The sequence below is a fragment of the Mesorhizobium sp. M4A.F.Ca.ET.090.04.2.1 genome, from assembly GCF_003999085.1.
Taxonomy (GTDB): Bacteria; Pseudomonadota; Alphaproteobacteria; order Rhizobiales; family Rhizobiaceae; genus Mesorhizobium.
Genome location: NZ_RZOT01000644.1, coordinates 1 through 3,063 on the forward strand (window position 1 = coordinate 1; position 3,063 = coordinate 3,063).

The 3,063-nt window shown below is 64.3% G+C and carries 5 protein-coding genes and 1 pseudogene; all 6 read left to right on the plus strand.

Annotated features, from left to right (window positions below):
• Positions 1-747 (plus strand): annotated as a pseudogene (locus EN781_RS29615) (cysteine--tRNA ligase); the annotation flags it as partial.
• Between the two features lie 178 nt (positions 748-925).
• Entirely contained in the window at positions 926-1,333 is a 408-nt protein-coding gene (locus tag EN781_RS29620; protein WP_126055691.1) for a DUF559 domain-containing protein, read from the plus strand.
• Positions 1,330-1,716 (plus strand): VOC family protein, encoded by a 387-nt coding sequence (locus EN781_RS29625; RefSeq protein ID WP_126055690.1) that lies wholly within the window; start codon positions 1,330-1,332, stop codon positions 1,714-1,716. The genes EN781_RS29620 and EN781_RS29625 overlap by 4 nt, the downstream gene beginning before the upstream one ends.
• A gap of 6 nt (positions 1,717-1,722) precedes the next feature.
• Positions 1,723-2,214 carry a GFA family protein gene (locus EN781_RS29630; protein WP_126055689.1) on the plus strand — a complete coding sequence of 164 codons (492 nt, stop codon included), beginning with the start codon at positions 1,723-1,725 and terminating at the stop codon, positions 2,212-2,214.
• Positions 2,211-2,687 (plus strand): GFA family protein, encoded by a 477-nt coding sequence (locus EN781_RS29635; protein ID WP_126055688.1) that lies wholly within the window; start codon positions 2,211-2,213, stop codon positions 2,685-2,687. Before EN781_RS29630 ends, EN781_RS29635 begins: the two co-directional genes overlap by 4 nt.
• Positions 2,570-3,063, plus strand: a 494-nt coding sequence (locus tag EN781_RS29640; protein WP_245492685.1) for an alpha/beta fold hydrolase, incomplete at its 3' end; no start/stop codon positions are given. The genes EN781_RS29635 and EN781_RS29640, both read left to right, overlap by 118 nt.

Below are 3,063 nucleotides of genomic sequence, written 5' to 3' on the forward strand. Positions count from 1 at the left end.
GGCTGGCACATCGAGTGCTCGGCGATGTCGGCCGCCTATCTCGGCGAGGTCTTCGACATCCATGGCGGCGGCCTCGACCTGATCTTCCCGCACCATGAAAACGAGATCGCCCAGTCGCGCTGCGCCCACGGCACCGAGGTGATGGCCAACGTGTGGATGCACAACGGCTTCCTTCAGGTCGAGGGCCAGAAGATGTCGAAGAGCCTCGGCAATTTCTACTCGATCCATGAGCTGCTGGAGACCGAGACCTTTGGCGGCCGCAAATGGCCGGGCGAAGTGCTGCGGCTGGCGATGCTGATGACGCATTACCGTGAGCCGATCGACTTCTCCGTGCGCAAGCTGGAAGAGGCCGAAAACACCTTGCGCAAATGGAAGCGCGCGGCCGATCTCGCGCCGGCGGCCGGGCAATTGCCGACGGAGGTCGTTGCGGCGCTGTCCGACGATCTCGCCACCTATGCCGCCTTCCAGCAGTTGACGCTGCTTGCCAGCGAGGCCGCGGAAGGCAACGCCGCCGCCGCGTCGCTGAAGGCCGCGCTTGCCTTCCTCGGCTTCGATGTCGGCACGGCCGAGGTGGACGAGGCGGCCATCGCCAAGGCCATCGCCAAACGTCTGGCGCTGATCGCCGAGAAGAACTGGCCTGAGGCCGATCGCATTCGCGACGAGCTTCTGGCGCAAGGCGTGCAGCTGAAAGACGGCAAGGATCCTGTCACCGGCGAGCGTATCACCACCTGGGAGGTGAAGCGGTGAGGGTGGCGCCAAGCACCCCCCTCTGCCCTGCCGGGCATCTCCCCCTCAAGGGGGGAGATTGGCAGCTCCGCCGACGGCGTTCGTCTTGCGAGGTGGGTGATTGGCGAAAGCAGTGGCGACATCTGATCTCCCCCCTTGAGGGGGAGATGTCCGGCAGGACAGAGGGGGGTGCCTCGCGATGACCCATTATCGCGTATCTCCCATCAATCGCGGCAATGCGCGCAAGATGCGCAAGCAGATGACAGATGCCGAACTCAAGCTTTGGAATGCAATACGCGTACACCGACTCATGGGGCTGGCGTTCCGCCGTCAGATGCCGATAGCTGGCTACATCGTCGATTTTGCATGTCCAACCAAAAAGCTGATCGTTGAGCTGGATGGCTCCCAACACGCTTCACATGAAGTTTCCGCATCTGACGCAGCAAGAACAGCCAGGCTTGAAGCGCTCGGCTGGACCATCCTGCGCTTCTGGAACGACGACGTCATCCGCGATATCGACAATGTCTGCCAGCACATCGTGATCGAGGCTGGCCTCGCCGGCGCCGATAGGCCGGCACGCGAACCAGCAAGGGAGGCAGTTTTATGATCGACCATCTCGGCATCACCGTTTCCGATTTCGACGCCTCGAAGGCCTTTTACGACAAGGCGATGGCGCCGCTCGGCGCTTCGCTGCTTTACATGGTGCCCACAGAATACACCGGCGGCGCCAAGGTCGGCGGTTATGGCCGCGACCGGCCGGTGTTCTGGCTGAGCTCGGGCAAGGACAAGCCGAAGGATCACCAGCATGTGGCCTTCACCGCGCGCAGCCGCGCCGAGGTCGATGCCTTCCATGCAGCGGCCCTTGCCGCCGGCGGCAGGGACAATGGCGGACCGGGGCTCCGCCCGCATTATCATCCGAACTACTACGGCGCCTTCGTCTTCGATCCCGACGGCAACAATGTAGAGGCGGTCTGCCATGATCCGGAGTGATCAGCCATGAGCCTCGACAACCGGCCAGTCTACACAGGCGGCTGCCAGTGCGGCGCGGTGCGCTTCCGCGTCGAGGGCGCGCTGGGCGATGCCTCGATCTGCCATTGCCGCATGTGCCAGAAGGCGAGCGGCAATTTCTATCTGCCGCTGGTCTCGGTGCGCGGCGCCAAGGTCGAATGGACGCGCGGCGAGCCCAAGCGCTTTCGTTCTTCCAGCGCAGCATGGCGCGGCTTCTGCGCGGAGTGCGGTACACCGCTGTCCTTCGAGGCGCCCGACGGCATGGCGCTGGCGATTGCCACCTTCGACGATCCGGCCGGCATCGCGCCCACCATCCAGTGGGGCACCGAGGCGAAGTTGCCTTACGTCGATTCCGTCCCGCAATTGCCGGGTGAGGAGACAATGGCCGACATCGGCTCGGCGCCTTATCTGGCGGAGCTCGTCTCCTATCAGCACCCCGACCACGACACCGACCAATGGCCGCCGGAGGAAAGACCATGACCGATCAAGTTCGAACCGGCGGCTGCCAATGCGGCGCCGTGCGCTTCCGCATCAACGGCAAGCTAGGGCGCCCGTCGATCTGCCATTGCCGCATGTGCCAGAAACAGTTCGGCAATTTCTTCGGAGCGCTGGTGACGGTGCCGAAGGACGGCGTCGAATGGACCCACGAGGAGCCGAGCTATTTCCAGTCCTCGGTCAACATCGATCGCGGCTTCTGCCGCCGCTGCGGCACGCCGCTGACCTATCGCCAGCCCGGCGCGCTGGAGATCGCCATCGGCGCCTTCGACGACCGCTCGGACCTCGCGCCGCTGATCCAGGTCAACTACGCCGTCCGCTTGCCCTGGGTGGAAAAGATATTCGAGGCGCCGGTCCTCGACGACCCCGACTTCTATCGACGGCAGGAGCAGATCATCTCCTTCCAGCATCCCGATCACGAGACGGCCAACTGGCCGCAGCAGGGCTTGAAACTATGACAGTCATGAGTGGTGGCTTGCGTACGCTCTATCCCGAGATCGAGCCGTTCGAGACCGGTATGCTCGATGTCGGCGACGGTCATAGGGTCTATTGGGAGCGCTCCGGCACCAGGGGCGCCAAGCCCGCCGTGTTCCTGCACGGCGGTCCGGGGGGCACCATCTCGCCGAAACACCGGCGGCTGTTCGATCCGAAGCTCTACGACGTCATCCTGTTCGACCAGCGCGGCTGCGGGAAGTCGACGCCCAACGCTTCGCTCGAGGCCAACACCACCTGGCATCTGGTCGCCGACATCGAGCGGCTGCGCGAGATGGCGGGCTTCGACAAATGGCTGGTCTTCGGCGGCTCCTGGGGCTCGACCCTGGCGCTCGCCTATGC